Genomic DNA, 23645 nt, shown 5'->3' on the forward strand with positions numbered 1-23645 from the left:
ACCCCCGCCCACCGGGGCGCCCCCGGCCAACGGCACGCACCAGCACGTGGCCCGGCTTCACCACCGAACCCGGTCCGGCTCCACCGCCGAACCCGGCCTGCGTCGATCCACCGCCCGCATGGTCCACATCGAGGCCCCGCTGGGCGAACACGCCAGGAGACCCCTCGGTGGTGTTTGTGTGTAGCCACCACAATGGTGGTGGCTACACGAACAACACCACCCACCCCCGGGGAGACGCTGGTCGGGGCTGCGGGGCTGCGGGGCTGCGGGGCTGCGGGGCTGCGGGGCTGCGGGGCTGCGGGGCTGCGGGGCTGCGGGGCTGCGGGGCTGCGGGGCTGTCCGGCTCGGACCCTCAGCGCTCGGGGACCGGGATCAGAGCCCGCACCACGAACCACCCGGCCTCGGTGTGCACCGTGAGAGAGCCGCCGTAGCTCTCGACGACCTGGCGCATGTTCCGCAGGCCGTACCCGTGGTTGAGCGCGTCGCCCTTGGTCGTGCGCGGGATCCCGTCGTCGAACTCCAGGTCGCCCAGGTGGTAGTTCTCGAAGCGCACCAGGACGAGCGAGTTCTGGGTGTAGACCGCGACGCGGACGAGCCGGTTCTCCGGGTCCGGCAGGGTCGCGGTGCTCTCGATCGCGTTGTCGAGCGCGTTGCCGAACAGCGCGCTGAGGCCCATGGGATCCATGAAGGACAGGGCTGCGCCGTCGACCACGCACGTCAGGGTGATCCCGAGCTCGGTGCACTGGGACGTCTTCGACGTCAGGATCGTGTCGAGCACGGGGTTCCCCGTCTCGACCTGCGCCCCGTAACCCTGGATGCTCTCCTCGAGCTGGTCGAGGTACGACGCCTTCGCGTCCGGGTCCTCCTCCGCCCGGATCGCCGTGACGAAGTGCTTGAGGTCGTGATACTTGCGGTGGACGATGTCGATGTTCCGCTTGGAGTGCAGGTAGTGGTCGTGCTGGGAGTGCAGCATCCGGTTCATCGCCTCGACCTCGACCGCGCGCTGGAGCTCGAGCCGCTGCCCCTGCTGCGCATAGAGAGCGACGTACCCCGCGAGGTCGACGAGCGTGCGGATGTAGAAGATCTCGGGACCGAACTGCGCGCTGAACGGGGTGTTCGAGCTCACGAAGCTCACGTTGCTCATGAGGAACGTGACGGCGGCGATCGACGATGCGCTCAGCAGGGCGCGGCGGTCGACGTCGAGCCGCTGGTCGGGCGGGAAATGTCGCCGCTCGATGAAGTAGGCCGCGGTGAACGCCGCGCCGTACACCAGGACCAGCAACCCCACCTGGATGCCGACCCCCGTGAACCCTGGTCGACGGCATAGCTGTAGAGCTGCCAGTGGAGCGACGCGACGAGCTCGGCGAGCACGAACGCGCGCGCCGTGAAGTACCCGGCCTCGCGCGTCGAGACGTCGGCACAGACCACGACCACGGCGAACATCGCCGCGACGGCCATCGCCATGCCGAGCGTCCACAGGGCGATCGGCAGCCCGCCCGCGAACGTCTGGACGGCCCACAGGAGGCCCAGCCCCAGGCCGAGCGCGAGGGCCAGGACCGGCGGGGTGAACCGCTTGCGCAGGAGCAGGATGTAGACGAGGCACGCGGACCACTCGGCGAAGGCCGTGAAACCGCGGGGGATATCGGTCGGGAGATCCCCGATCACGCGACGTGCCCTCCGACGTGGTCGGCGAGCGCGTCGAGGAACGCGCGCTTGCGCGGGCGGCTGATCTGGAGCTCGTCCCCGCCGAGCATGACGCACGTGCTCTGCTTGACGGCCGTCACGTGGCGCATGTTCACCAGGTAGCAGCTGTTGCTCCGGAAGAACCCCTTGTCGCCGAGGTCGGCCTCGAACGCCTTGAGAGTGCCCGTGAACGAGTACGTCCGGTCGACCGCGTGCACGACGACCCGGTGCTTGATGCTCTCGACGTAGACGACGTCCAGCAGGTCGACGCGGGCCAGCTCGCCGTTCACGGTCAGCATGACCGAGTCCGTCCCGCTGCGCCGGACCCGCTCGATGCTGCGACGCAGCTCCTGGGAGAACGCGAACCAGGGGACAGGCTTGACGAGGTAGCTCAGGGCGTCGACCTCGTAGCCGTGGATCGCGTACTGGGCCATGTTGGTGACGAACACGATGACGACCCGCGTGTCGAGCGTACGGAGGTGCCGGGCCGTGTCCAGGCCGTCGAGGTCGTTCATCTGGACGTCGAGGAACAGGACGTCGAACTCGGGTCGGTACCCCGTGACGAGCTCGCGCCCGTCGGCGAACGTGCGGACGTCGAACGTCACGTCGTTCTCCGCCTGGTATCGATCGAGGTGATCGAGCACGATCTGCCTGCTCGCCGACTCGTCGTCGACCACGCCGATGCGGATCATGGGACTGCTCGACCTCCTCTGGGAGGACCCCCCAAGATACCAAGCATGGACGGGCTGGAATCCGTGCGAACAGGCGGATTCGGGCATGTCATGACGTGATCCTCGGCGGTGGGGTGGCCGACCTCGCGCCGGGTGCGGCACCTCCCGTCGACGCGGCCGTCAGGCGGTGTCGTCCGGCAGTGCCCGCCGCTCGCGCCGCGAGCACTGCGCGCCCGGACCCCGGGTCACGTGCGCTCGGGGACCGGTGTCATCGCCTCGCGCGGCAGCGGCTTGACCTGGCCCGCCAGCGCGAGGCTCAGCACCATGGCCGCGCAGATGGTCAGGAGCGCGTAGCGGCCCCCGATCTCGTCGGCGAGCAGGCCCAGGACCGGGGGAGCGGTGAGCTGGGCGAACGAGCTGAACGACGTCACGACGGACACGCGCGCGGGCGAGCGGAGCGGGTCGTCGGACGCCGCGGCGATCGCGATCGGGTTGGCCAGCGCCGCGCCGCAGCCCCACAGCACGATCCCGAACCACGCGAGCCAGATCTGCGGGGCCAGACCGAACAGCAGGAGGCCCACGAGGGCCGAGACGCCCGAGGCGCGAAGCACCGTGACGCGCCCGAACCGGTCGATGAGGCCCGTCCCGGCGAAGCGGAAGACCGTCATGGCACCCACGAACGTCCCGTAGGCCATGGCGCCCATGGCCTCGCGCACCTCGAAGCCGTCGACCATCGCGATCGAGAGCCAGTTGCCCGCCGACCCCTCGGACAGCGACGAGGCCAGCAGGACCAGACCGATGAGGATGGTTCGCGGCTCGCGCCACGCCGACAGGGCCGAGCGCATGCCCGCGCCGCGCCTGGGCGACGTCCGTACCTTGTCGCCGGCCCCACCGGCGGGCCCGGCCGCGCCGTCCCTCCCGGCCACGCTGCCCGCCGCGGCCGGGGCGTCCGCCTCGTCGACGACGGCCCCCGACACCGCGGGCTCGGTCGCGCCGCCCGCGGGGGACTCGGCGAGGTCGTGCTCGAGGTCGGCCGGGCTCACGCCCGGCGTGGCCCCGGCGCCGGCGCGGCGCTCGGGCGCGAACACCGTCGCGGGTCCGATCGTCACGACGCGCGCGACCGCGACCGCGACCGTGACGATCACGAGCTGCACCGAGATGTGGACATGGGCCGCGGAGAACGCGGCACCCACGAGAGCACCGGCGCCCGCACCGATCGAGAAGGCCGCGTGGAAGTGCGGCAGGATCGCGCGCCCCACCTGCTGCTCGACGAGCGCGCCGTTGAGGTTGATGGGCACGTTCATCAGTGCGCCGCTCACGCCGTTGAGGAACGCCCCGACCGCGAAGATCCCGACGCTGCCCACCGCGGTGCCCCACGCGACGAGCAGCAGCGCGACGAGGTTGAGGGCCGTGGCGGCCACGAGCGTGCTGCGGCTGCCGAACCGGGACACGATCGCGCCCGTCGAGACCACGGCGAACAGGGCGCCGACCGCGCCCACGATGAGGATCAGCCCGAGCTGGGCCGAGGAGACCCCGAGCGCGTCGCGGATCGAGGGCAGCCGTGTCATCCAGCTCGTGCCCACGACGCCGAAGAGCGCGAAGAGCGCCATCAACGACCAGCGCGCGCGAACGACTGTTAGGTTCCCTGACATTGGATGAACTCTATGCCGCCGGGGAGTGCGCTCTCACACTGTTTCCCTGGGCCGCGACGACGACGTCCGTTCCCTGGGCCGCAACGACGACGTCCGGCCGCGGACCGCCGTGCGACCGCACCGGCCCCGGCCAGTCGGCCAGTCTGCCCGCCCAGGGCGACGCCGGCCGGTGCCGGCCGACGCCGGGCTCAGAGCAGCACGGTCCCCTCGATGCACGTCACGGCGTCGCCGCCGACCCAGACGGTCCCGGAACCGTCGCGCGTCACGTGCACGCGCCCGGCCCGCCCGAGCGCCGTCCCCTGGCTCGCGACGTACGCCTGCGGGAGCAACCCGTCGGGCACGAGCCACTGGCCGACGACCGCGTTGAGGCTGCCCGTGACCGGGTCCTCGGGGATGCCCATGTCGAGCGCGTAGCCGCGCACCTCGACCGCCGCCCCGTCCGGGCCGTCGTACCGGCCGTCGCCGAGCGCCCCGTACGGCCCGACGACGCCGATCGCCAGGTCGCCCAGGCCCGTGAAGTCGGGGTCGAGCGCCAGGACCTTCTCGGCCGAGCCAAGGAGCAGCACGCGCCACCCGGGCCCGTTGTCGAGGAACCGGTGGTCGACGACGTCGCGCGCCTCGAGGCCGAGCGCGCGCGTGATCGCGGCGAGCGTCGAGAGGTCGACGGGCTCGTCCGTGAGGAGGTCGGGGGCAGCGAAGGCGAGCCGACCACCCGGGGCGGCTCCGCCGTCGGGCGGGGTGGACGATGCGTCGCGGCGCAGCGGCACCAGACCGATCCCGCACTCCTGGACCACGACCCCCTGCTCGCGCGGCGTGCCGCCCGCCGCGAGCCACGCGTGGCACGAACCGAGCGTCGGGTGCCCCGCGAATGGCAGCTCGCCCGCGGGCGTGAAGATGCGCAGGCGGTAGTCCGCTCCGGTGGCCGCACCCTCGGGGGAAGGGGGCAGCAGGAACGTGGTCTCGGAGAGGTTGGTCCAGCGGGCGAACGCGGCCATCTGGTCGTCCTCCAGCCCGACGGCGTCACGCACCACCGCGACCGGGTTGCCCCGGTAGGGGGTCGTCGTGAAGACGTCGACCTGCGAGAACGGGCGGTTCCGGGGCGGAGGGGTCATACGCCCGACGCTACCGCCGCGTCATGGCCTGTGCAGGGCCGACAGCAGTCGACCCTGCACGGGCGGCTGCGTGGTCCGCGTGCCTCAGCGCTCGACGTCCTGGCCGCTGTAGGCGATCTCGGCGACGTCGACGACGCCCTCGCGGGCGTACGGGCCCACGACCCGTCCCGTGAACGACTCGCAGAAGTCCGAGGAGAGGAACGCGCCGTCCACGCCGCCGACCTCGACCCACCCGCCGTCCTCCCAGACCTCGCCGCGCAGGCGGTCGCACGAGGCGCCCAGCACGGCCTTCCCGACGACGGGCGGGTCCGCGACGATGCGCAGGCGAGCGGGCTCGTCGGCGTTCTTGCGCTCGCGGCACCAGGACTGGGCGAGGCCGCGGGCCGTCATGGTCAGGGTCACGACGTCGGTCGTCGCCTCGAGGTCGAGGTGCGAGCTCTCGTCGTAGCGCATGGACAGGCCGCCCGCGCCCTCGGAGACGTCGAGGGTCGTGGTGACGGTGCAGGCCTCGGTGGTCTGCCTGATCCCGAGGAACGTCGGCCTGGTCGCCTCCATGCCCTCGCCCGTGCCGCGCAGGCGGGCCCACCCCGGGCGGGCCTCCAGGTCGGCGACGTCCCGGGGGAAGGCGCGCACGGCGACGACCTCGCCGTCGAACCCGTCGAGCGACGAGGGGGCGTCGGACGGGAAGGTGACGGTGTGCTCGACCGGCTCGTGCCGCTCGTCGAGCACCACGGGCTCGGCGTGCGGCCAGCCGTCGTCGTCCCAGGTCACGGGCGTGATGAAGGTCTCGCGGCCCATGGGCGCGAACGCGCGCGTCATGGAACGCGGCCGCGTGCCCAGCAGGATCATGGCCCACGAACCGTCGGGGAGCTGGACCAGGTCGCCGTGGCCCGTGTTCTGCACGGGGCGGTCGGAACCGCGCGCGGTGACGAGCGGGTTGTGCGGGCACCCCTCGAACGGGCCCTCGGGTGACGGTCCGCGGGCGATCGTCACGGCGTGCCCGCGCTCGGTGCCGCCCTCGGCGATCATGAGGTACCAGTGGTCGCCCACCTGGTAGAGGTGGGGCGCCTCGGGGAACATGCCGCCCGTGCCCGACCACAGCGGGCGCGGCTCGCTCAGCGCGGCCCCCGTCTCGGTGTCGAGCCGGACCTGCGTGATGCCGAGGTGGACCGCGGTGCCGTCCTCCTCGAACCCGAGGCCGGACATGGTGATGTAGCAGGTGCCCTCGTCGTCCCAGGCGATGTCCGGGTCGATGCCGAACACGTCCATGACGACACCGTCGGACCACGGGCCGGCCGGGTCGTCGGCCGTGAAGAGGACGTTGCCTCGGCCCGTGCCCATCATGTCGGGCACCACGAGGTAGAACCTGCCGTCGTGGTGCCGGATCGTGGGGGCCCAGGTGCCTCCGCCCGTCGGCACGCCGGTCGTCCCGAGCTGACCGTCGCGCACCGCGACGTGGGTCAGGAGCTCGACGTGCTCGAGGTCGGTCGACCGGAAGACCGGGATCCCCGGCAGGTACTCGAACGTCGACGTGGCGATGAAGTACTCGTCGCCCACGCGGCACACGCTGGGGTCGGGGTGGAAGCCGGAGATCAGGGGATTGCGCACGGAGCGGTCCTTCGGTGGTGGGGAGCAGGCGCAGGCGTGAGCCCGACCGTCGTCGCCGACGTGCCACGGTCGACCTCGACCTGAATTCCTACCGAGTGGTTACTCGGTAGCGTACCCCGAATGCCTACCGACCGGTAATGCCCGGTGCTCGGCGCCTCAGCGGTAGTCGTCCCACACGGGCGAGGGGAACAGGACCTGCTCGAACCGGGCCCACTGGTCCTCGAGCTCGATGGGCGGGTCGCGGAAGAGCCGGACCTGGACCCCGTCCATGGCCTCGATGCACATCTCGACCAGCGTCCGCTGGTCCTCCCACGGCCCGACCTCGGGGGGCAGGCGCCAGGTGGTCTGGGAGTAGAGCCACCACACGCCGTCGGGGCGCTGCGAGAAGTACTCGTGGGCCGGGTGCTCGGGCGACGCCGCCTCGGCGCCGAGCACCATGTAGAGGCGGATGAGCTCCGGGGTGCGGGCGTTGTTGCGGACCAGGTAGCGCAGGTACGCGGGGAGCGAGACGCCGTCGGGGTGGGTCGCGGCGGGGTCTCCCGTCGCGATGAAGTCGTCGGGGTCGAAGCGGCGGTCGTAGCGCTGCTCGACGAGCAGCTGGAGCAGGCCCTCCTTGTTGCGCACGTAGTGCAGCAGGCCCGGCTGGGAGAGCCCGACGGCGTCGCACACGTCCTGGAGCGAGAGGCCGTAGAAGCCCTTCTCGGCGACGATCCGCGCGGCGGCCTCGAGGATCTGCGCGCGTCGCTCGTCGGGGGTCAGGCGGACGCGGCGGCGAGGGGTCTCCTGCGTGGTGCTGGGCATTCCCTGACGCTAGCGCACCTGCGGGTCAGGGCCGACGGGGAGGCGGGAGGCGTCGGTAGTGGGTTCTCCATCCGCCAGTGGGGACGCGCTCCGACGGGCGTCTCACGCTGTGGATCCAGGGGTTCCAGGGGGCGTCTAGGGATCTCTGGGAAGTTGACAGCGTCGTCGAGCGAGTTCTACGTTCCCTTCTATCTAGTAGGTACTCGGTAGTGGTTCTCGGCCGGGTATCGACGACTCGGCGTGGAGTTGTCCGACCCCGCGCCAACGGCAGAAGGAACTGCCTCGACCAAAGAAGGTTGACATGGATGCACACCCCGTCGTCACGGTGGACGACCCCTCGGCGCAGAGCTCGACCGAGGATCTTGCTCCCGACACCGGGCATCCCCTGACGCGCGGCCGTGTCCTCCGGTTCGGCGCCGGGTTCCTGGCGTTCGGCCTCCTGTGGATCGTGGGCCTCCAGATCGTCGCGGCCGTCCTCCTGCCCCAGCGCCTGCGGGACATCGGCGTCGAGTCGCCCGAGACGCTCCTCGGGTCGATCAGCGCGATCACGGCGATCGTCTCGCTCGTGTCGAACCTCGTGTTCGGCAACCTCTCGGACCGTACGCGCAGCAGGTTCGGCCGCCGCGCCCCCTGGATCCTGGGCGGCGCCGTCCTGGGCGGCGTCTCGCTGACCCTCGTCGGCTTCCTGCCCAGCGCAGGGCTGATCACGCTGGCCTACTGCGTGAGCATGGTGGGCCTCAACATGATGCTCGCCCCCGCGGTCGCGGTGCTCGCCGACCGCGTGCCCAAGAGCCTGCGCGGCACCATGTCCGCGTTCTACGGCGGTGGCCTCGCGGCCGGCGCCCCGCTCGGCTCGCTCGTCGGCGCGCTGTTCATCACCAACGCCGTGCCCGGGTTCGTGCTCGGTGGCGCCTTCATGATCGGCGGCGCGGTCGTCGCGCTCGTCGTCTGGCCGCGCGAGCGCTCGGCCCAGGACCTGCCCCCTGCGGCCGGCGGCCTCAAGGAGCTGCTGCTCTCGTTCCGTCCGCCGCGCAACGCCCCGGACTTCTACCTGGCCTTCGCGGGCCGCCTCTTCATGCTGGTCAGCTACCAGATGATCATGGCCTACCAGCTCTACATCGTGCAGGACCACGTGGGGCAGACCGTCGCGGAGTCGGCCGTCACGATCGCCACGATGTCCGGCATCCTGCTCGTCGTCTCGCTGCTCGGTGCCGTGGTCGCCGGGCCGATCTCCGACCGCATCGGTCGTCGCAAGCTGCCCGTCGTGGTCTCGAGCGTGCTCTTCGCGGTCGGTATCGCGATGCCGTGGATCTGGCCCTCGCCCATGGGCATGTTCCTGTTCGCCGGCATCGCCGGGTTCGGCTACGGCGTCTACACCTCGGTGGACCAGGCGCTCAACGTCGACGTCCTCCCGAACGACGAGGAGGCCGGCAAGGACCTCGGCATCCTCAACCTGTCGACGACGGCAGGGCAGACGGTCGGACCGCTCGTCACCTCGGCGCTCGTCGTCGCGACGGGGAGCTACTCGGTCGTCTTCCCGGTCTCGATCGTCGCGGCCCTGCTCGGCGCGTTCTTCATCACGCGCATCAAGAGCGTGCGCTGAGCCCGACCGTCCCCCCGGTGCGGTGCGCCGCGGACCACCGCCGCGCACCGCACCACCGCACCACGGCATCACCGCACCACCCGGCCCCCTCGGGCCTGCCGAACCTGAACCTGCACCGCCCGCCCCGATCCTGAGGAGAACGACGTGACCACCTGGGTGACCTCGACCGACGACGCACGCTGGCAGGACGGAGGTGAGCCCACCCCCGGCGCGACGGCCGACCGCGGCCTGAGCCTGACCGGCACGCGCGGTCGACCGATCCGCGGGTTCGGCGGCACGTTCAACGAGCTCGGGTACCGCGCGATCTCCTCGCTCTCGGAGGCGGACCAGGAGCAGGTGTACCGCGAGCTCTTCCACCCCGACGAGCTCAACCTGCGGGTCAACCGGTCGGCGATCGGCGCGAACGACTTCGCGTCGTCCTGGTACAGCTACGACGAGGTGCCCGGCGACCTCGCGCTCGAGCACTTCAGCGTCGAGCGCGACGAGGAGGCGGTCATCCCCTACATCCGTCAGGCGCAGCGCTACCAGGACGACATGGTGCTGCACTGCTCGCCCTGGAGCCCGCCGACGTGGATGAAGAACCCGCCCGCGTACAACTTCGGCACGCTCGTCATGACGCCCGAGAACCTCGACGCCTACGCGCGGTACTTCGTGCGGTTCGTCGAGGAGTACGCGGCGCGAGGCATCCGCGTGGACCAGGTCCACATCCAGAACGAGGTCTTCGCGGACCAGAAGTTCCCGTCGTGCGTGTGGAGCTCGGAGCAGCTGCGCACGTTCGTGCGCGACCACCTGGGCCCGGTCGTCGAGGCGTCGGGTCTCGACGTCGACATCTACCTGGGCACCCTCAACGGCCCCGAGGACATGGCGTTCACGGCCGCCGGCCAGAAGCTCACGAACTACGCGCGCTTCGTCGACAACATCCTGTTCGACGACGACGCCCGCCGGTACCTCGCGGGCGTCGGCTACCAGTGGGCCGGGCAGCACGCGATCGCACGCACGCACGAGGCGTGGCCCGAGCTCGACATCATGCAGACCGAGTCCGAGTGCGGGTTCGGGGACAACGCCTGGCAGGACGCCGAGTACGTCTTCCACCTGGTGCGCCACTACCTGCAGCACGGCGCGACGGGCTACACCTACTGGAACATGGCGCTCGAGCCGGGCGGGCTCAGCACGTGGGGCTGGCCCCAGAACTCGCTCGTGACCGTCGACCCGGCCACGCGCACGTTCACGCGCAACCCCGAGTACTACGTGCTCAAGCACTACAGCGCGGGAGTGCGACCGGGGGCCGTGCAGCTGGGCACCACGGGTCGGTTCGCGGCGCAGGGGTCCGCCTACGAGAACCCGGACGGCTCGGTGGCCGTCGTGGTCCAGAACGCGCTCGACCGCGCCGAGCAGTTCTCGTTCACCGACCCCGAGGACGGCTCGCGCTCGTTCACCGCGACGCTCGCGCCGCGCTCGCTCAACACGTTCGTCGTCCCGGCCTGACGGGAAGCGCCCTCCGCCCTCCGTCCCTCGCGGGGCGGGGGGCGAAGCCCTGCCCCGGTGGAGGCCGAGCACGACGACGGACGACGAGGGCCGGTCGCCCCTCCCGCAGGAGGAGCGACCGGCCCTCGTCGTGGTGCGTCGTGCGCGGAAGGGTCAACCTTCGAGGACCACCAGGTCCCACGGCCCGACGGCGAGCACGTCGCCCTCGGTGACCGAGGCGCCGTCGAGCACCGAGGTCGCGGTGACGGGCGAGGGGACCTCGACCGTGGCCGCCGAGTAGTTCAGCAGGTAGGTCAGCTCCCGGCCGCGGCCGTTGGTGCCCCGACGGACCGTGACGCGACCCGCGAGGTCCTGCGGCCACGACCAGAGGTCGGCGTCGCGCAGCAGGGCGCCGAGGACGTCGCGCAGCACCTCGGGCGCGGTCATGGTGCCCAGGTACGTCGCGGTGCCCGCACCGAAGCGGTGGCGGGTGATCGCGGCGTACTCGCCCCAGGCGGGGTGGTCGTAGGTCGCGAGGACCTCGGCCCCCTCGGGGCGCAGGAGCTCGAGCAGCGTCCGCGCCTCGGGCGTGCCGTCGACCGCGTCGGCGAGCCGGCCCGCGGGGGCCAGGCGGGCGCCGTCGGGCGTCGTGAACTGGTTGTACGTCATGCCGAACACGTCGGTGAGCCCGTGGGGCGCGCGGTCGTGCCAGACCTTGACGTGCTCGTCGGCGACCGCGGTGCGGAACGTCGAGACCAGGTGGCCGCCCTGCTCGACGTACGCGCGCAGCATCGCGAGGGTCGACTCGGGGGCCGTGTACAGGACGGGCGTGACGACCATCGCGTACTGCGAGAGGTCCTCGACGCTCGGCGGCACGAAGTCCACCTCGACGTTCAGGTCGAACAGGGCGTCGTAGACCCAGCGCAGCACGTCGTTGTAGCCGATCGACGAGCCGAAGACCCCGTCGATGAACCCCGTCTCGAGCGTGAACCAGCGCAGCGCCGTGAGGGCCTCGTTGCTGACCATGATCGCGACGCGGTTCTTCTTGCGCAGGTGGAGCAGCGACTGGCCGTGCTCGGCCCACTCGCGCCCGACGACCCCCGACTCCTCGTACGTGGGGTTGGGCTCGAGGTCGTGCGAGAGCAGACCCTTCCAGTACGTCTCGAACGAGCTGTGGATCGAGTGCCAGTGCCAGTACATGACGCCGAACGCCCCGGACGCGAGGTGGCTGTAGGCCTGGAGGCGGAGCTGGCCCGGGTAGGGCAGCCAGCCCATCTGGCCCTGCGCCTGGGTCTCGAGCACGAGGTAGCTCGCGCCGTCCTTGATCGAGCGGGTCATGTCGCCGCCGAACGCGATCTCCTTGCCCGTGAGGCGCGACTGGGTGGGGTGGTAGATGTCGACGCCGGCCACGTCGACCGTCCGGGCGGCGCTGAAGTGGTCGACCGCGGGCTGGAGGCCGTAGGACCAGCCGGGCGACCAGTCGAAGTCGAAGTTCTGCGTGAGGAACTGGTCGTCGCGCGCGTACTCGCGCACGATCTGGGCCTGCCAGCCCAGGTACTCGTCGACCAGCCCGCGGCGGTAGCGGTCGAAGGCCGCGCCGAGCGAGCCGTTGACCGTGCCGCGCACGTCGGGGAAGTCCTCCCAGGCGTCGACGCGGTTGGACCAGTAGTCGAGCCCGTACGCCTCGTTGAGCGCGCCGAGGTCGTCGTCGAACAGCGTGCGCAGGTGCTTGACGAACGCGCGCTGCACCGCGGGGGACGCGGTGTCGTAGAACTTGGTCTCGTTGTCGAGCTGGAAGCCGACCACCGAGGGGTGCTGCGCGGTGTGGTCCACGAGCGCCCGGATGATGCGTTCGGCGTGCAGGCGGAACGCGGGGTGCGTGATGTCCATGATCTGGCGTGCGCCGTAGCGCCCGCGGCCTGAGCTCGTCTCGGCGAGGACCTCGGGGTAGGACGCGACGAGCCACGCGGGCACGGCGTAGGTCGGGGTGCCGACGATCACGTCGAGCCCGGCGCGGGCGGCGGCGTCGAGCGCGCGGTCGACGTGCGAGAAGTCCAGGACCCCGGGCTGGGGCTCGAGCGTGCTCCACGTCGACTCGGCGATGCGGATCACGGTGTGCCCGGCCTCGGTCATCATCGTCGTGTCCGTGGCGATGCGGTCGTACGGCAGGTACTCGTCGTAGTAGGCCGTGCCGTAGAAGATCTTGTCCATCTCTCACCCTTCGTCGCGTGGCCGGTGCCCCACGTCGTCGGGGGCCGTGGCACCACGACCGACACTACCGAGTATCTACTCGGTAGTGAAACCGTGGGGCGACCGCGGGCGGCGGCGTCCCACCATGCGGCGAGCGGGCGACCGCGCGACTCCCGGCGTGAGCAGCGGCGGGCGCGCGAGGGAGGCGCCGGGTCAGGGAGGCGCCGGTCAGGCGCTCGGCGGCTCGATGAGGTCCCACGCTGTGCCGTACAGGTCCTCGAAGATCGCGACCGTCCCGTAGGCCTCGTGGCGGGGCTCCTCGCGGAAGCGCACGCCGTGCGCGAGCATCCGGGCGTGCTGGGTCGCGAAGTCGTCGGTCTGGAGGAAGAAGGCGACCTCGTCGCCCGCCTGCCGACCCACGCGGGAACGCGCGTCGTCGGACGTCGCGAGGGCGAGCACCAGTCCCGTGCCCTTCGCGTCCCCATCGGTACCCGGGCCGACGACGACACGCCGCCACCCGCCCTCGAAGGTCTCGTCCTGGCGCAGCGTGAAACCGAGCGCGTCCGTGAAGAAGGCGATGGCGTCGTCCAGGTCGTGGACGAGGTACGTGGCGTTCTCGAGGCGGATCATGACGGGAGCCTAGCGGCGGCGCGCGTCCCGGGCGTGGCGGCCCCGGCCCGTCCCGGCCGTGGCGGACGCCGGGCGGTGCGGGGGTCGCCCAGCACCGCCCCGCGGCACGCTCCCGCGCGCGGTCAGACCTCGCGCAGGACCTCGCGCGCGAACTTCACGGACCGTTCGCGCAGCCCTGCGATGCGCCGCTCGACGAGCCCGGCCGGGTCCTGCCCGGCCTCGACGATCGTCGGCTTGCGGCGCACGTTCTTCGAGCAGCCGAACGCGGTGCAGATCAGGGTGCCGATCGTGTCACCGTTGCGGCCGGCCGCCCCGGCCCGACGCACGACGTACAGCGAGACGTCGTCGGTCGCGATGACGTCCTCGCACCAGGCGCACACCGCGCGGCGGCGAGACGCCGTGCCCTCGGGGGCACGCAGCGCGAGACCCACCAGGGCGTCGTCGACGGTCAGGACCACGTAGGCGCGCAGCGGCGCCTTGCGGTCCACCCACCCCAGGTAGTCGAGGCGGTCCCAGCGAAGGTCCGCCAGGTCGGAGGGGAGCGTGAGCTGGGACGCCTCACGGCGCGAGGCGTTCACGAAGGACGCGCGGATCTGCTTCTCGGTCAGGGGGTTCATGGTTCTACCACTCTCGTGCGGAGGGGCCGTCGTGAGCGCGGCGCGCTGCTCGGCCGACGAGGATCGGCAGGTGCGTGCGTCGAGCGACGGCAGGAGGGGGCCGGTCCGTCCGGCGACACGAGGTCACCGGGGGACGGGACGTCCGCCGAGGTACGCCGATCGGCCGACGTGACCGTGCGGTCCGTCGGGGTGGCGCCGTAGGGCGTCAGGCGTGCTGGGCGGGCGTCCGGCCCGCGCCCGAGCAGGCCAGGACGGCCGCCCCGCTTCCTCGCTGCATCGTGATGCGCTCCAAGATCAGGTGGCCGTGGGCTCGTCCCACGGCACAGCTCTCCGTCGATGGTACGCCCGACGGCGGAGCCGCCCCAGGAGATTTCGGTCACCGCACGTGGGGGCCGGCAGGGGGCGGCCCGGGGAACCCTGTGGGCCACGTTCTCTGTGACGATGGGGTGTGACCAGACTCGACAGCAGCAGTGACGCCACGATCGCGCGCCTCGCCTCGAGGCTCGTCGGCCGTGAGCTCGAGGTCGTGAGGCCGCTCACGGGCGGAATCCATGCGAAGACCCTGCTGGTGCGCGACGGTGTCGACGAGCTCGTCGTCCGACGTTTCCCTCCGGGGGACCGGGCGGTCGGTGACGAGGTGGGTGTGCTGGGTCGCCTCGAGCCGCTCGGGGCGATCGCTCCCCGCCTCGTGGCATGGTCGACCGAGCAGGACATGATCGTCACGACCAGGGTGCCCGGAGAGAGCCCTGCCGCCGGGCTGCCCGCGACCCGGATCGCCGAGCAGATGGCCCGGGCACTCGTCGAGATCCACGCGCTCGACGGGACCGGACTGCGCGGCGAGCCTGCAGGACCCCCGCGAGGTGACGGCCCCGTGGCCGAGGCAGCCCGACGGGAGTGGGGCGCGCTCGACCTCGGCGACCGAGTCATGACCCACTACGACTACTGGCGCGGCAACGCGCTGTGGGAGGAGGGGGTGCTGACCGGGGTCGTCGACTGGTCCGGGGCGCGAGCGGCCCCGCGCGGCGTCGACCTGGCCTGGTGCCGGCTCGACCTCGTGCTGCTCGGATCCGTCGAGGCCGCCGACCGACTCCAGGAAGAGTACGAACGTGTGGCGGGCCGAGCCCTCGGTGACCTGCGTGCATGGGACCTGCAGGCCGCAGGGCAGGCCGAGCGTGTCGTCGAGACCTGGGCCCCGGGATACGCGGGCATCGACCGTGCGGACATGACCGGGCCAGTCCTGAGAGAGCGCCTCGACGCCTGGTCGGACCAGCTGCTCGCCCGAGGCGGACGGCCGGCGCTCGGCCTCGCCGAGCACCCCGGCGCGCTCTTCGGTCCTGGGTGAGCACTTCCGAGCGCTCGCGGGCCCGCCCCGACGTACGGTGGCGTGATGACGGACGCCCCGACGGGGAGCGCGAGCGCCCCGCAGCTCGTGCGCCACGCGCTGACCGACGTGTGGCGCACGGTCCGCCGGGCAGACTTCGCGATCGCCTACTGCACCGTGGTCCTCCTGGTCGCGGTCGTGCTGTGGTTCCTGCCCGACGGGACCCGCGACCAGGTCCTGGAGGACACGAGCACCAACCTCGCGAACCTGCGCGACCGCCCCTTCTCGGTGCTCCTCGCGAGCGCGTTCGTCATCTCGAGCGCGGGCGAGGTGCTCCTGGTGCTCCAGCTCCTGGTGGTGCTGGCCTACGCGCAACGGTTCGTCGGCCGGCTCGGGGCGCTCGCGGTCGGGTTCATGGGCCACGTCGGGGCCACGGTCTTCACGGCCATGGTCCTGACGACCGGGATCTTCCACGGGTTCGTCAACCCGGGCGTCGCGAGGGTCGACGACGTCGGGGTCAGCTACGTCATGGCGACGGTGATGGGGTTCCTCACCGTGGTGGTGCCGCGCCGGTGGCGCTGGTGGTGGATCGCGTTCGTGGTCGTCTACTGGGTGGGCCCCGGGTTCGTGGAGCGGAACTTCGCGGCGGTCGGTCACACGACCGCGCTGGTCATCGGGCTCACGGTCGCGTTCGTCGCGGGTCGGACCCGGCAGGCGGCCGGGTGGGCGGGGGACATCCCGGGGCGTTGACCCTGGCGCGGTCGGAGGGATTCCCGGTGCCGCTCCCTCGGGTCGCGTCCGGGCGGACCGACGGAATGCACGACGGGCCCGCCTCCTCAGGACGAGGAGGCGGGCCCGTCGCTCTGCCACCGCGGCCGGACGGGGCGCGACGAGCGCGCGGTGACGGCCTGGGGGAGCGGGTGGGTCAGGCGGTCCGACCGTTGCGGCCGCGCACCGCCCCGTAGATGCCCAGCACGATGACCGAGCCGACGATCGCCAGCAGCCACGTCTGGATCGAGAAGAAGTCCTCGAGCGGGGCCGAGAACAGGACGCTCCCGAGCCAGCCGCCGAGCAGTGCGCCGACGATACCGAGGAGGATCGTCATGAGGATCGATCCGGTCTGCTTGCCCGGGAGGATGGCGCGAGCGATGAGTCCGGCGAGCAGTCCCAGAACGATGAATGCGATGAAACCCATGTCATTCTCCTTTTGTCCCGAATGTGCCGTATTGGCCGGTAAGTACATACCTTGACACCGCTCGACGGGACTCGCACCCCGAATGGGGTAGATCGTCGGACACGTCACGTTCCGGCCGATTCGGGTTGCGACGGGTCGCGACGGGTGCAACCACGCATACCCGTGCGCGCGGCTCGACGACCCGTCGGGCGCGCGTCGCGCCCCGGTCGTACCGTGGGGGAATGACCGAGGACCGAGGGATCCGGCAGTACATCGGCGACCTGGTGGCAGAGGAGCGTCGCCTGCGCGACGAGCTCGCCGGCGGGGAGATCAGCGCGTCGGAGGAGCACGAGCGGCTCCGCGCGATCGAGACCGAGCTCGACCAGTGCTGGGACCTGCTGCGTCAGCGCGACGCCGCTCGGGAGTTCGGGAGCGACCCGGATGCCGCGTCGATCCGGGATGCCGGTACGGTGGAGCACTACCTGGACTGACGGCCGATCGCCTCGCGTGCGTGACGTCGTCGGGCAGACGCCTCCCGCTCGCGCGGGGGAGCCCGCGAGACCCCACCGAACGACACGACCAGTACGGAGCGAAGAGCATGAGCAGCCAGACGACGCAGCGCAACGAGGCCACCGAGCGAGCCGGGGCCATCGCCCGCTTCCTCGTGGCGTTCATCCTGTTCGTGGGCGGGATGGTCGCCTTCGGGTGGGCTTTCACGGTCGACTCGGGCCACGCCTGGATCTTCTCCGCGGGCCTCGCGATGGTGACCCTCGGCTGCTTCATCCCGATGGCCGGACGGGACCGCTGACGCCGGACCGCACGCACGACGAGGGGCCCAGCACCGCACGGTGCTGGGCCCCTCGTCGATCTCCCTGGCCGCGCCGCGGCCGCGGCGCGAGAGCGCGTCCGGCTGGGCCCACGTCAGGCGGCGTCCGCGTCAGGCTGGGCCCCCTCAGGCTGGGCCCCCTCAGGCTGGGCCCTCCTCAGGCGATGCGCGGGAGCTGCGCGAGCGCGGCGACGACCTCGATCGCGTCGGCCTTGCCCAGCAGGACCTTCTGCGCCATGAAGGCCTTCGTGGACGCACTCTCCTCGGGCAGGCCCGAGCCCGCGAAGACCTCCATGAGGGCGCGCGCGTCGGCCTCGGGCAGGCGGAAGCTCACGACCTGCGTGATGTTGCGCAGGATCGCGGTGCGGTCGGTCTCCGAGAACCCGAAGCGCAGCGTGAGCGAGCCCTGCTCGATCCGCGTGTACGCGTAGGTGACGTCGGAGAACGGGCGGGCGGGCCCGTCGCCGATGCGCAGGGTGCGGGCCGCGAGGTCGACCGAGAACGGCGAGGCCTGGCGCACCCAGTAGACGAGGAACGGGACGATGATCGCGAGCACCGCGACGAGCGCGATGACGAGGTACAGCCCAAAGCTCTCCTCGTCGCCGAACCGCAGGAACGCAATGATCGTGAGCAGCGCCGCGGCCAGGAACGGGGAGGCGGCGGCCGTCAGCCGCATCTTCTTGCGGCCCTCGACCCAGAGCGGCTGGTCGGTCGTGGTCGGTACGGGTGCGGCGGCGTGCATTGTTCCCCCCTCGGGACGGAAGCCTCGCCCCATGGTGGAGCGATGGCGTGCGCGCCGATGCTATTGGTAGCGGGCTCCCCAGCGATATGGGGGGAGCTCCCCGGGGAGCGGCGGCCTCAGGCCTGCCGCTCCCCGGGGAGCTCAGGGCGTCAGCCGAGCTGGGCGCGCACCGCGTTCGTCGCCGAGACGAGGTTCTCGAGCGAGGCCACGGTCTCCTCGTAGCGACGCGTCTTGAGGCCGCAGTCGGGGTTGACCCACACGAGCCGCGAGTCGATCGACTTCACGGCGAGCTCGAGGAGCTCGGTGACCTCCTCGGTCGAGGGGACGCGCGGCGAGTGGATGTCGTACACGCCCGGGCCGATCCCGCGCGCGTAGCCGGCCTCGGCCAGCTCGGGCACGATCTCCATGCGCGAGCGCGCCGCCTCGACCGACGTCACGTCGGCGTCGAGCCCGTCGATCGCCCCGATGACCTCGCCGAACTCCGAGTAGCACAGGTGCGTGTGGATCTGCGTCTCGGCCTCGACGCCCGCGGTCGCGAGGCGGAACGAGCTGACGGACCAGTCGAGGTACGCGGCCTGGTCGTCCTTGCGCAGCGGCAGGAGCTCGCGCAGCGCGGGCTCGTCGACCTGGATGATGCCGATGCCGGCCGCCTCGAGGTCCGCGATCTCGTCGCGCAGCGCCAGGCCCACCTGGTTGGCCGTGTCGCCCAGCGGCTGGTCGTCGCGCACGAACGACCACGCGAGGATCGTGACCGGACCGGTCAGCATGCCCTTGACGGGCTTCTCGGTGAGCGACGCCGTGAACGTCGACCAGTCGACCGTGATGGGGGCCGGGCGCGTGACGTCGCCCCACAGGATCGGCGGGCGCACGCAGCGCGAGCCGTAGGACTGGACCCAGCCGTTGGCCGTGACCGCGAACCCGTCGAGGTTCTCCGCGAAGTACTGGACCATGTCGTTGCGCTCGGGCTCGCCGTGCACCAGGACGTCCAGGCCGATCTGCTCCTGGAGCTCGACGACGCGGCGGATCTCGTCCTGCATCGCGGCCGTGTAGTCGGCGTCGGACAGCTCGCCCTTGACGTTGAGCGCGCGCGCCCGGCGGATCTCCGGAGTCTGCGGGAACGACCCGATCGTCGTGGTCGGCAGCGGCGGGAGGTTCAGCTTGGCCTGCTGGGCTGCCGCGCGCTCGGCGTAGTCGCCGCGCGAGAAGTCGCCCTCGGTCAGGGCTGCGGCGCGCTCGCGCACCGCAGGCACGACGACGCCGCTCGCCACCGCGCGCGAGGCCACCGCAGCGCGGGACGCCTCGATCTGGTCGGCGACCGCGTCCCGACCCTCGGTCAGCGCACGAGCGAGGATCGCGACCTCACCGACCTTCTGGTCGGCGAACGCGAGCCAGTCGCGCAGGCGGGCGTCGATCGAACCGTTCGTCCAGTCCTCGGCCTCGACGTCGTGCGGGACGTGCAGGAGCGAGGTCGAGGTGCCGACCGTGACGGCACCGGCGCCCAGGCCGGACAGCTGGTCGACGAGCGCGAGCTTCGCCGCGAGGTCGGCACGCCACACGTTGTGGCCGTCGATCACGCCCGCGACGACCGTCTTGCCCTCGAGGCCCGCGACGGGACCCGTCGGGACGGCGCCCCTGACGAGGTCGAGCGAGATCGCCTCGACGTCGGTCGCGGCCAGGAGCGCGAGGCCGTCGAGACCGTCCTCCCCGGAGGCGACGAGCCCGCCGAACGGTGCCCCCACGAGGATCGCGGGACGCTCCGTGCCGACCGCGAGCTCGGTCGCGAGCACCCGGTACGCCTCGGTGATCGCGGCGCGGACCTCGGCAGCGGGCACGTCGATCGAGTCGGACACGAGCACGGGCTCGTCGAGCTGCACCCACGGTGCCCCCGCTGCGGCCAGGGCGCGCAGCAGCTCGACGTACACGGGCAGGACGTCCGCGAGGCGCGAGAGCGGGCTGAAGCCGGGCGCGCTGTCGTCGGCGGCCTTGGACAGCGCGAGGAACGTGACGGGCCCGACGACGACGGGCCGGGTCACGACGCCCGCGTCCTTCGCCTCGACGAACTGGCGCACGACGCGGTCGTCCGCGAAGCGGAACGGCGTGGACTCGCTGATCTCGGGGACCAGGTAGTGGTAGTTCGTGTCGAACCACTTGGTCATCTCGAGCGGGGCGTCCTCACCGGCGCCGCGCGCGACCGTGAAGTAGCCCGCGAGGTCCAGCGCGCCCTTCTCGTCGGTGAGCGACGCGAAGCGCGACGGGACCGCCCCGAGGAGAGCGACGACGTCGAGCACCTGGTCGTAGTAGGAGAACGAGCCGGGCACGGCGCCCGACGAGGCCTCGAGCCCCAGGTCGACGAGACGCTGGGCGGCCGCGACGCGCAGTGCCGAGGCCGTGGCCTCGAGCTCGTCGGCGGTGATCTTGCCGGCCCAGAAGGACTCGACGGCCTTCTTGAGCTCGCGGCGCGGGCCGATGCGGGGGTAGCCGAGGACGGAACCGGACGGGAACGTGGGTGCACTCATGGTGATTACCTCTGAACTGATCAGACCGATGCGCTGCCGAGGGCAGGCTCGGAGGAGGGAAGGGGAGTGCCGGAGACCCACGGCCCGCTGGCCAGGTCGGGGGTGCGGGACGAGACGCTGCTGGCGTCCCCCGCTGCCCCACCGCCGAGGTCGACTCCCTCGAGCAGGTCTAGAGCGGCTTGGTGCTTGTTGAAGGTGTAGATGTGGAGGCCGGGCGCGCCGGCCGCGAGGACCTGGCGCGCGAGCTCGACCGAGTGGCGGATGCCCAGGGCGTGGCGCGCGGCGGGGTCCTGCTCGGCCTCGAGGGCCTCGACGACGCGCCGTGGTGCCGGGACGCCCGTGAGCTCCTCGACGCGTGCGAGGCGGGCCGGGTCCGTCATGGGCAGGAGACCCGCGAGGATCGGGATGGTCACCCCGGCGGCGCGCGCCTCGGCGACGAAGTCGATGTACGACGAGGCCTCGTAGAAGAGCTGTGTGATCGCGAAGTCCGCGCCGGCCTGCTGCTTCTGCCACAGGCGGCGCACCTCCTGGGTGCGGCTCGTGCCCGCAGCGAGGTTGCCGTCGGGGAACGTCGCGACCGCGATGGTCAGGGGGCGCGCCGCGCCGCGCAGCGCGACGCTCGGGCTCGCGGCGCAGCGTGCGGCCTCGACCTCGCGCAGCAGGGCCACGAGCTCGGTGCTCGACCGCACGCCGTCCTCGGCGGGGCGCCAGTCGGGCTGGTCGCGCGGGGGGTCCCCGCGCAGGGCGAGGAAGCTCCGCACGCCCGCGTCGAGGAAGTCCGTGATGACGTCCTCGACGTCCTCGCGCGAGGCCCCCACGCACGTCAGGTGCGCGATGGGCAGCACGGGCGTGCCGTGCAGGAGCTGGCTGATGACGCGGCGCGAGGTCTCGCGGTCCGTGCCTGCCGCGCCGTACGTGACCGACACGAAGTCGGGGGAGGTCGCGACGAGCCGGCGCGCGGTCTCCCAGAACTTGGGTGCGGCGTCGGGGCGGCGCGGGGGCATGAGCTCGAACGACACCGTGGGTCGCGGTGCCTCGTGCCCGAAGTGCCCCAGGTCGACGATGCTCATCGGGCGACCACCGAGAGGGCGAGGGGTGCGCCGACGGTGGCCGCAGCGGTGGTGGCCGTGCGGCTCGTGCGGTGGACGGTACGCCGGACCCCGGTGTGCGGGGTTGCGCGGAAAGATGCCTCGGTCATGAATCGCTCCATCGAACCTGGCTGTAGCACCCGTACCCGCGGGAGGCTTCCGTTGGGGGGTTGCTGCGGTGTCAACGAGCCAGGACTCTCGACCGCTCTGGATGGTGTTGATGATCGTAGGGGGAATCCATGATCTGAGCCAGTAACTGCTCGAAGGGTGAGACAGAAGGGTCTGGCGGCACGGTTTCGACCCATTTCAGGGTTCTCTTGCCCTCCCGCACGGTGCTCCGTCGGTCCAGCGGGTGCTTCTCCAACGTACGCCCGTCGGCGGCCACGAGGGAGGTCGGGCGCCCCGCCTGTGACCACTAGGCTCCGAGCGTGCCCCGCCGACGCAGCCAGCAGACCGTCACGTTCGTGCTCGACGACTCCCCGGAGGGACACGCCCTCGACGTGCCGGACGGTCATGGCTCGCGAGACCCCGCGGGAGGGCAGGGTGGACCGGCGCGCGGGGCGCGCTCCCTGCAGGCCCGACGACGTCGCGCGGCCCTCGTGGTCGGCGTCGCCGCGCTGGGGGTCGCACTCGCCGTGGTGCTCGTGAACCGCCCACCGACGCAGGACGACACGCACGAGGCGATCGAGAGGACCGACGCCGGCGTGCTCGACCTGAGCCGTGCACCACGCGACCTGTGGAGCGTCCCGACCGACGGGGGGACGCCCTTCGTCGTCGACGACCTGCTGGTGCTGCCGGGCCGCTCGGGACTCGCCGGGTTCGACGTCGGGACGGGCACCCAGCGCTGGCGGCTCGACGGGCTCGCGGGACAGGTCTGCACTGCGAGCCCCAAGGCCTCGGCAGGTCACGCCGACCCCGCCGGCCCCGCCGCGGGAGACGAGTCGGCGAGGTCCGTCGTGTGCCTCGAGACCGCAGCCGACCAGGTGACCGCGCAGCTCGTGAGCCTCGACGGCTCGGTGGCGGCCGGGGTAGTGCTCGACCCGGCGGCAGGGACCCCGACGGTCGGGGTCGGCGGCGTGATCCTCCAGGCGACCAGGGACACGGCGGGGGCCGTCGTGCGCGCCACCGACCTGCGCACGGGCGAGGCCGCGTGGGAGCAGCGGCTGACCGTGCGGGAGACGGGGGCGGAGTGGACGTGCGGGACGTCGTACGGTGAAGCCCTGCGTATCGACGTCCGGTCGGGCGTGGCCGGGGTGTACGGGTGCGGCCTCCTGTCGTTCGTGACCGCTGGCGGCCTGGTCCTCGACGAGCCGGTGGCCCTGACGAGGGTTGCCGCGCTGGGGGACGGGACGTTCCTCCGGTCGTCGGGCACGGCCTTGGCGGGGCCCGTGGATGCCGTCGCGGCCGACGGCACGGTGCGGTGGACGAGCGAGGGCCTGGTGCTCGAGGGCGGCGTGAGCGACGGGACGACCCCGGACCTGGTCCTGCTGGACCAGGGCGAGGCGTTGCTCGCGCTGCACCCCGACGGTGCGACCGCCTGGACCGCGCAGGTCGCGGCGCGGCAGGTCCTCGTCCGGACCGCGGACGCCGTGATCGTGCAGACCGTCGACCGGGAGACCGTCGCGCTCGATCCCGCGACGGGCGCCGAGCGGTGGCGCCGCGCCGTGGGCCCGCTGTCCGACGCGGTGCCGCAGCTCGTCGGTGGCACTGCCGCGGACGGAGCCACGGCCGTCCTGGTGGGGCCGGCCGCGTCGGCGGGCTACACCGTGGTCGCGCTGGACCTCGCGAGCGGCGACGTCCGGTGGACCCAGGAGCACGTCGGGGATCCCGAGGTGTTCCAGGCGTCGCAGGGGCGGTTGCGGTCCGACCGGTCGGCGGTGACCGGGCTGGGATGAGGTCTGCGGCGCGGGCGCCGTCGTGCGGTGCCAGGACCTCCCGGCACCGCAC

General features: G+C 72.1%; 22 protein-coding genes and 1 riboswitch. Of the genes, 7 read left to right on the top strand and 15 right to left on the bottom strand.

What is annotated here, in order from left to right; translation table 11 throughout:
• Positions 1 to 352: 352 nt before the first annotated feature.
• The 7 genes from ACFWGN_RS03005 to ACFWGN_RS03035 form a co-directional block, all read right to left on the bottom strand.
• A complete protein-coding gene (locus tag ACFWGN_RS03005) occupies positions 353 to 1282 on the bottom strand; it encodes an ATP-binding protein (RefSeq protein WP_377615606.1) in 930 nt (309 codons plus the stop codon).
• On the bottom strand, positions 1177 to 1665 hold the full coding sequence (locus ACFWGN_RS03010) for a hypothetical protein (protein ID WP_377615607.1): 489 nt from the start codon (positions 1663 to 1665) through the stop codon (positions 1177 to 1179). Before ACFWGN_RS03010 ends, ACFWGN_RS03005 begins: the two co-directional genes overlap by 106 nt.
• Entirely contained in the window at positions 1662 to 2375 is a 714-nt protein-coding gene (locus tag ACFWGN_RS03015) for a LytR/AlgR family response regulator transcription factor (protein WP_377615608.1), read from the bottom strand. Before ACFWGN_RS03015 ends, ACFWGN_RS03010 begins: the two co-directional genes overlap by 4 nt.
• A 224-nt stretch (positions 2376 to 2599) precedes the next feature.
• The gene (locus tag ACFWGN_RS03020) at positions 2600 to 4006 is read right to left on the bottom strand and encodes an MFS transporter (protein ID WP_377615609.1); all 1407 of its coding nucleotides are present in this window, start codon (positions 4004 to 4006) and stop codon (positions 2600 to 2602) included.
• 188 nt (positions 4007 to 4194) lie between these two features.
• Complete coding sequence (locus tag ACFWGN_RS03025) at positions 4195 to 5118, bottom strand: PhzF family phenazine biosynthesis protein (RefSeq protein ID WP_377615610.1); 924 nt, start codon at positions 5116 to 5118, stop codon at positions 4195 to 4197.
• Between the two features lie 84 nt (positions 5119 to 5202).
• Positions 5203 to 6726 carry a family 43 glycosylhydrolase gene (locus ACFWGN_RS03030; RefSeq protein WP_377615611.1) on the bottom strand — a complete coding sequence of 508 codons (1524 nt, stop codon included), beginning with the start codon at positions 6724 to 6726 and terminating at the stop codon, positions 5203 to 5205.
• A 156-nt stretch (positions 6727 to 6882) separates the two neighbouring features.
• Positions 6883 to 7527: a TetR/AcrR family transcriptional regulator gene (locus ACFWGN_RS03035; RefSeq protein WP_191801894.1), complete on the bottom strand. Its 645-nt coding sequence runs from the start codon at positions 7525 to 7527 to the stop codon at positions 6883 to 6885.
• Positions 7528 to 7828: 301 nt separating this feature from the next.
• Here ACFWGN_RS03035 and ACFWGN_RS03040 point away from each other — a divergent pair, with 301 nt between their 5' ends.
• The gene (locus tag ACFWGN_RS03040) at positions 7829 to 9130 is read left to right on the top strand and encodes an MFS transporter (RefSeq protein ID WP_377615612.1); all 1302 of its coding nucleotides are present in this window, start codon (positions 7829 to 7831) and stop codon (positions 9128 to 9130) included.
• A gap of 144 nt (positions 9131 to 9274) precedes the next feature.
• Entirely contained in the window at positions 9275 to 10615 is a 1341-nt protein-coding gene (locus ACFWGN_RS03045) for a glycoside hydrolase family 30 beta sandwich domain-containing protein (protein ID WP_377615613.1), read from the top strand.
• A gap of 153 nt (positions 10616 to 10768) precedes the next feature.
• On the opposite strand, the gene ACFWGN_RS03050 is transcribed toward ACFWGN_RS03045, so the two are convergent.
• The 3 genes from ACFWGN_RS03050 to ACFWGN_RS03060 form a co-directional block, all read right to left on the bottom strand.
• Complete coding sequence (locus tag ACFWGN_RS03050) at positions 10769 to 12805, bottom strand: beta-galactosidase (protein WP_377615614.1); 2037 nt, start codon at positions 12803 to 12805, stop codon at positions 10769 to 10771.
• 207 nt (positions 12806 to 13012) lie between these two features.
• Positions 13013 to 13414 carry a VOC family protein gene (locus ACFWGN_RS03055; RefSeq protein WP_377615615.1) on the bottom strand — a complete coding sequence of 134 codons (402 nt, stop codon included), beginning with the start codon at positions 13412 to 13414 and terminating at the stop codon, positions 13013 to 13015.
• A 122-nt stretch (positions 13415 to 13536) separates the two neighbouring features.
• Positions 13537 to 14031: an FBP domain-containing protein gene (locus ACFWGN_RS03060; protein ID WP_377615616.1), complete on the bottom strand. Its 495-nt coding sequence runs from the start codon at positions 14029 to 14031 to the stop codon at positions 13537 to 13539.
• A gap of 448 nt (positions 14032 to 14479) precedes the next feature.
• Here ACFWGN_RS03060 and ACFWGN_RS03065 point away from each other — a divergent pair, with 448 nt between their 5' ends.
• Together ACFWGN_RS03065 and ACFWGN_RS03070 are read left to right on the top strand one after the other, a co-directional pair.
• Complete coding sequence (locus ACFWGN_RS03065; protein WP_377615617.1) at positions 14480 to 15373, top strand: phosphotransferase family protein; 894 nt, start codon at positions 14480 to 14482, stop codon at positions 15371 to 15373.
• A gap of 45 nt (positions 15374 to 15418) precedes the next feature.
• Positions 15419 to 16102, top strand: coding sequence for a rhomboid-like protein (locus ACFWGN_RS03070; RefSeq protein ID WP_377615618.1), 684 nt, complete (start codon positions 15419 to 15421; stop codon positions 16100 to 16102).
• Between the two features lie 175 nt (positions 16103 to 16277).
• On the opposite strand, the gene ACFWGN_RS03075 is transcribed toward ACFWGN_RS03070, so the two are convergent.
• Positions 16278 to 16547, bottom strand: a complete 270-nt coding sequence (locus ACFWGN_RS03075) for a GlsB/YeaQ/YmgE family stress response membrane protein (protein WP_377615619.1) — start codon at positions 16545 to 16547, stop codon at positions 16278 to 16280.
• Positions 16548 to 16768: 221 nt separating this feature from the next.
• Here ACFWGN_RS03075 and ACFWGN_RS03080 point away from each other — a divergent pair, with 221 nt between their 5' ends.
• Positions 16769 to 17017, top strand: coding sequence for a DUF2630 family protein (locus ACFWGN_RS03080; RefSeq protein ID WP_191801903.1), 249 nt, complete (start codon positions 16769 to 16771; stop codon positions 17015 to 17017).
• A gap of 107 nt (positions 17018 to 17124) precedes the next feature.
• Positions 17125 to 17334 (top strand): hypothetical protein, encoded by a 210-nt coding sequence (locus ACFWGN_RS03085; RefSeq protein ID WP_377615620.1) that lies wholly within the window; start codon positions 17125 to 17127, stop codon positions 17332 to 17334.
• A gap of 175 nt (positions 17335 to 17509) precedes the next feature.
• Here the strand turns inward: ACFWGN_RS03085 and ACFWGN_RS03090 are convergent, their stop codons facing one another.
• The 4 genes from ACFWGN_RS03090 to ACFWGN_RS03105 form a co-directional block, all read right to left on the bottom strand.
• Positions 17510 to 18094 (bottom strand): hypothetical protein, encoded by a 585-nt coding sequence (locus tag ACFWGN_RS03090; protein WP_377615621.1) that lies wholly within the window; start codon positions 18092 to 18094, stop codon positions 17510 to 17512.
• A 149-nt stretch (positions 18095 to 18243) separates the two neighbouring features.
• Positions 18244 to 20610: a 5-methyltetrahydropteroyltriglutamate--homocysteine S-methyltransferase gene (gene metE, locus ACFWGN_RS03095; protein WP_377615622.1), complete on the bottom strand. Its 2367-nt coding sequence runs from the start codon at positions 20608 to 20610 to the stop codon at positions 18244 to 18246.
• A gap of 20 nt (positions 20611 to 20630) precedes the next feature.
• On the bottom strand, positions 20631 to 21680 hold the full coding sequence (locus ACFWGN_RS03100) for a methylenetetrahydrofolate reductase (RefSeq protein ID WP_377615623.1): 1050 nt from the start codon (positions 21678 to 21680) through the stop codon (positions 20631 to 20633).
• Positions 21677 to 21808: a hypothetical protein gene (locus ACFWGN_RS03105; protein ID WP_377615624.1), complete on the bottom strand. Its 132-nt coding sequence runs from the start codon at positions 21806 to 21808 to the stop codon at positions 21677 to 21679. The genes ACFWGN_RS03100 and ACFWGN_RS03105 overlap by 4 nt, the downstream gene beginning before the upstream one ends.
• Before the next feature lie 5 nt (positions 21809 to 21813).
• A riboswitch (SAM riboswitch) is annotated at positions 21814 to 21916 on the bottom strand.
• Positions 21917 to 22126: 210 nt separating this feature from the next.
• Here ACFWGN_RS03105 and ACFWGN_RS03110 point away from each other — a divergent pair.
• On the top strand, positions 22127 to 23593 hold the full coding sequence (locus ACFWGN_RS03110; RefSeq protein WP_377615625.1) for a PQQ-binding-like beta-propeller repeat protein: 1467 nt from the start codon (positions 22127 to 22129) through the stop codon (positions 23591 to 23593).
• Positions 23594 to 23645: the final 52 nt, after the last annotated feature.

This window comes from Oerskovia sp. NPDC060338, from assembly GCF_042726295.1.
In the GTDB taxonomy this organism is placed as follows: Bacteria; Actinomycetota; Actinomycetes; order Actinomycetales; family Cellulomonadaceae; genus Oerskovia; species Oerskovia merdavium.